At 76.1% G+C, this 4,102-nt stretch carries 3 protein-coding genes and 1 pseudogene; all 4 read right to left on the bottom strand.

Going from position 1 to position 4,102, the window contains the following annotated elements; translation table 11 throughout:
• Nucleotides 1–690 (bottom strand): DUF6716 putative glycosyltransferase (locus GB864_RS17825; RefSeq protein WP_236779241.1); only part of this gene is annotated, 690 nt, incomplete at its 3' end.
• Nucleotides 687–1,601, bottom strand: coding sequence for an N-acetylneuraminate synthase family protein (locus GB864_RS18265; RefSeq protein ID WP_202107362.1), 915 nt, complete (start codon nt 1,599–1,601; stop codon nt 687–689). The genes GB864_RS17825 and GB864_RS18265, both read right to left, overlap by 4 nt.
• A gap of 357 nt (nt 1,602–1,958) precedes the next feature.
• Nucleotides 1,959–2,369: pseudogene (locus tag GB864_RS18680) on the bottom strand (acylneuraminate cytidylyltransferase family protein); the annotation flags it as partial.
• 162 nt (nt 2,370–2,531) lie between these two features.
• Nucleotides 2,532–4,102, bottom strand: a 1,571-nt coding sequence (locus GB864_RS17815) for an FAD-binding oxidoreductase (protein ID WP_236779240.1), incomplete at its 5' end; no start/stop codon positions are given.

The following is a 4,102-nucleotide window of genomic DNA, read 5'->3' as shown; positions in this document are numbered from 1 at the left end:
GCGCCCGCGGTCCAGACGTGTGCTCTTGCGATCTCCCGGCTCGGCGGCGACGGGCATGGCGTGCCGGTAGCCGCCGCCGTCCCAGCCGGCGACGCCGGCGCGCGCCCGGTGCGCCCCGGCGAGCGCGGTCTCCCCCGCGAGCGTGTCCGCGGCGACCGGGAGCACGGCCGGGAGGAAGGGCAGCATGGCGAGGCCCAAGTCCAGCCGCGGGGCGAGCTCGGCGCCCAGCCCGCGGAACTCGCGCACCTCCCGTCGGCTGTGCAGCACGACGAGGTCGCACAGCTCGCGGTAGATCACGGCTTTCGGCACCGCCGGGATGGTCAGGCCCGGAAACCCCGAGACGAGGACGGGACGGTCCTCGAGCGAGCACAGCTCATGGGCGACGACCCGCACGAACGGCCCGCGGAGCGCGAGCAGCACGGCGTCGGGACGGTACTCCGCGACCCGCTCGCGCACCGCATGCAGGTCGAGGGGCCGTACCGAGTCCGCGTCGAACCGCGTGCCGGCGAGGGCGACGGCGAGCTGGCGCTCGCTCGGTGCGACGGGCGTCGCCATGACCGACAGCGACGCGTCCCAGTGCGGCGGCAGCCGGCTCGCGAGCGCCGCCCCCCACTTCACGTACGAGTCCGAGTCGCCGAGCACGAGGAGCCTGCGACGCCTGCCGCCGGAGGCATCCTCTGCGCCGGTCACGGCTGGAGCACCCGGCGGAGCTTGGCCTTCGGCGCCTCCTCGCCCGGGAAGACGCGCTTCACGCCGTCGCCGAGCGCGAGCTCGAGCGTGCGGATGCCCGTGACGAGCCGGGCGAGGTCGTCGGGCTCGAGCGAGGCGGCGTGGTCGGAGCCCCACATGCCGCGGTCGAGGGTGAGGTGGCGCTCGACCGCGACCGCGCCGAGCGCGACGGCCCCGAGCGAGATCTCGAGCCCGGGCTCGTGGCCCGAGTACCCGACGGGCACGCCGGGGTAGCGGCGGCGCAGGGTCTCGATGGTGCGGAGGTTGGCCTCTTCGGACGGCATCGGGTACGAGGAGGTCGCGTGCAGGAGCACGAGGCGGTCGACCCCGAGCACCTCGACGGCGCGGTCGATCTCGCCCATCGTCGACATCCCCGTCGAGCAGATGACGGGCTTGCCCGTCGCGGCGACGGCGGCGAGCAGGCCGAGGTCGGTCAGCGAGGCCGACGCGATCTTGTGCGTCGGGGCGCCGAGCTCGTCGAGGAACGCGACCGACGGCTCGTCCCACGGGCTCGCGAACCAGTCCAGCCCGAGCAGCGCGGCGCGCTCGGCGATCGCGAGGTACTCGTCCCGGCCGAACTCGACGCGGCGGCGGTACTCGAGGTAGCTCATCGTGCCCCACGGCGTCTCGCGCGGGACGTCCTTCATGTGCTCGGGGGTCGCGATCTCCGGCGTGCGCTTCTGGAACTTGACCGCGTTCGCACCGGCCTCCTTCGCTCGCTCCATGAGCTCGAGCGCGAGGGGCAGGCTGCCGTTGTGATTGAGGCCGATCTCGGCGATCACGTAGACGGGGGCGGTGCCGCCGACGAGGTTGCGTCCAATACGGACGCCGGTCGGGGCGGAGCCGGCGGTGCCGGCGGCGGGTGCGGTCATGCGGGCGGTTCCATTCGGTTCGTGCGGCCGGCGCTCGGTGCGCTCCGGTCCGCGGGGGAGGTCGAGGTCGCGCTGGACGGCGACGAACTCGGCGTGGGCGAGCTCCTCCGGAGTGTCGATCTCGATCGCGTCGCCCTCGGCGACGGGCTGCACGGCGATGCGGCCGTTGAATCGGTGCCCGCTCGCGCGGAGCAGATCGGTCGCCATGGCGTAGAACGCGCCGGTCTCGCGCCACTCCGGCTCGCGGTCCTGGCGGCGCTGGCGCACGGATGCCTCGTGGTTGACGCCGTACGCGCCGAGATCGTCCTCGCGCCAGACGAAGGCGCGCTCGGCCACGCCGGAGAACACCGAGTCGGCGGTGCCGGCCAGCACGCGCTCGACGGCGCCGTCGAGGGAGGCCGGGTCAATGAAGGGGCTCGTGGCCTGGATGAGCAGGGTCACGGCGGGGTCGCTGCCGTCGGGGTCGCCGGCGCGCAGCGCGTCGAGCGCATGGAGCACCGCGGACTCGCTCGAGGCCTCGTCGCCCGACAGTTCGGCGGGGCGCACGAGCGCGAGCGCCCCCGCGCGCGCTGCGGCGAGCCGGATCTCCTCGTCGTCGCTCGAGACGATGACCTCGTCGACGAGGCCGGCCGCCCGTGCGGCGCGCACGGCGCGCACGACGAGCGGCACGCCGCCGACCAGCCGCAGGTTCTTGCCGGGCACGCCCTTCGACCCGCCGCGCGCGGGGATCACTGCGACGACGCGAGCCGGTCCGCTCTCGAATCTCATGGGGCGACGGTACGGATCGAGGTCGACGCCCCGGCGTGCCCCCGGCATGCGGACGGTGCACGAGAGGTGAACACGCGGTGCCGCGGCTCGGCCGCCCCGGCTGCCACGAGGGCGCGCGGAGGCGGGGCGCGGCCTCGGCCGCGCCCCGCCTCGGGGTGGGGATCAGTGCGCCAGTGCGCCGACGGCGACGTCGCCCCGGAAGACGCCCGTCGGGTCGACGGCCTCGCGGACCGCCTCGACGCGGACGCGGGCGGCCTCGTCGTAGTTGCGCTGCGGGCGGTCGCGGTCGGCCGCGAAGGTCGGGGCGGTGAAGCCCGTGTCCCAGCGCCCGAACGCCTCGCGCGCGGCGGCGAACTTGTCCGCGGCCTCCTCCGGCGTGTGCTTCTTGGAGACCATCGCGCCGGTGAACCACGCGAAGTCGGCGTCGAAGCGGCCGACGGCGCCGGCATCCTCGGGCGTCTCGGCGAGCGCGCCGCGCAACTGGCGGAGCTCCGCGATCGGCAGGCCCGAGTCGGGCCGGGCCGCGATGCCGAGGAAGGTCTCGACGACGGCGCGGTTGCGGGCGACGCCGGGGACGTCGGCCGGCTCGAGGGGGGCGGCGTAGTGCGTGGCGCCCTCGGCCGGCGCCGGGGCCGAGGCGCCGAGCAGCATGTGGTCCGCGCGGTGGGCGGCGCCGACGGGCGGGTCCATGTGCGTCTCGGCGACCTCGGGCGTCTCCGTGCGGCGCCACGAGTCGAACACCGGGCGGGCGGCGCGGCGCAGGACGTGCAGCAGGTCGCCCGCGGCGTCCTCGGCCCGGATCCCGCCGTGGTCCACGGCGGTGCCGTCGATGACGAGGAGGGGACGGCGGCCGAGGCGCAGCGGCATGCCGGGCAGCGGCGGCAGCCCCATGACCCGCAGCGCGGTCGTGATGGCGTTGGGCGCGCTCGCGGTCCACGCGGCCCACGCGTCGGCGACGCCGCGGGCATCCTCGATCTCCCAGAGCGCGGTGCCGGTGACGACCGTGCCGGGCCCGAAGGCGCGCACCGTCATGGCGGTGATGACGCCGAACCCGCCGCCGCCGCCGCGCACGGCCCAGAACAGGTCGGGCTCGCAGTCGCGGCTCGCGACGACCAGGCGGCCGTCGGCGGTCACGAGTTCGACCGACTCCACCGAGTTCGCGGCGACGCCGACGGTGCGGGCGTAGGCCGAGAGGCCGCCCCGGCTGAGGTAGCCGATCGCGCCGACGTGGCCGGACGAGCCGTGCGGGACGGCGAGGCCGTGCTTCGCGGCGGCCGCGACGACGACGCCCCAGGGGGTGCCGGCGGGGATGCGGACCAGGCGACGCTCGGCGTCGACGGTCACGGCGCCGCCGAGCGCGGTGCGGACGAGGATCTCGCCCGTCATGTCCGAGGAGGATCCCGCGGCGTGGCCGGTCGAGTGCATGCGCACCCCGACGCCGGCGGAGCGGGCTTCGAGCACGGCGGCCTGCACGTCCTCGACGCTCGTCGCGACCACGGCGCGCCACGGGCGCAGGGGCTCGGTCGTGTCGAAGGCGGCGGTGGCCCGCTTGTAGGCGCGGGCGGTGCCGTCGACGGTCCGGCTCACGAGGTCGTGCTCGTCCGGCGCGGCGAGCGAGCGAGCGGATGCCTCGGCGCCGGCGACCGGCGCGGGGGTCGTCTCGAGGGCGAGCGCGGCGCGACGGACGCCCGCCGCGTGCGCGGGACGGGAGAGCACAGGTCTGGACACCAGGC

It is taken from the genome of Agromyces seonyuensis (assembly GCF_009789225.1).
In the GTDB taxonomy this organism is placed as follows: Bacteria; Actinomycetota; Actinomycetes; order Actinomycetales; family Microbacteriaceae; genus Agromyces; species Agromyces seonyuensis.
This window is presented reverse-complemented; position numbering and strand designations above follow the sequence as displayed.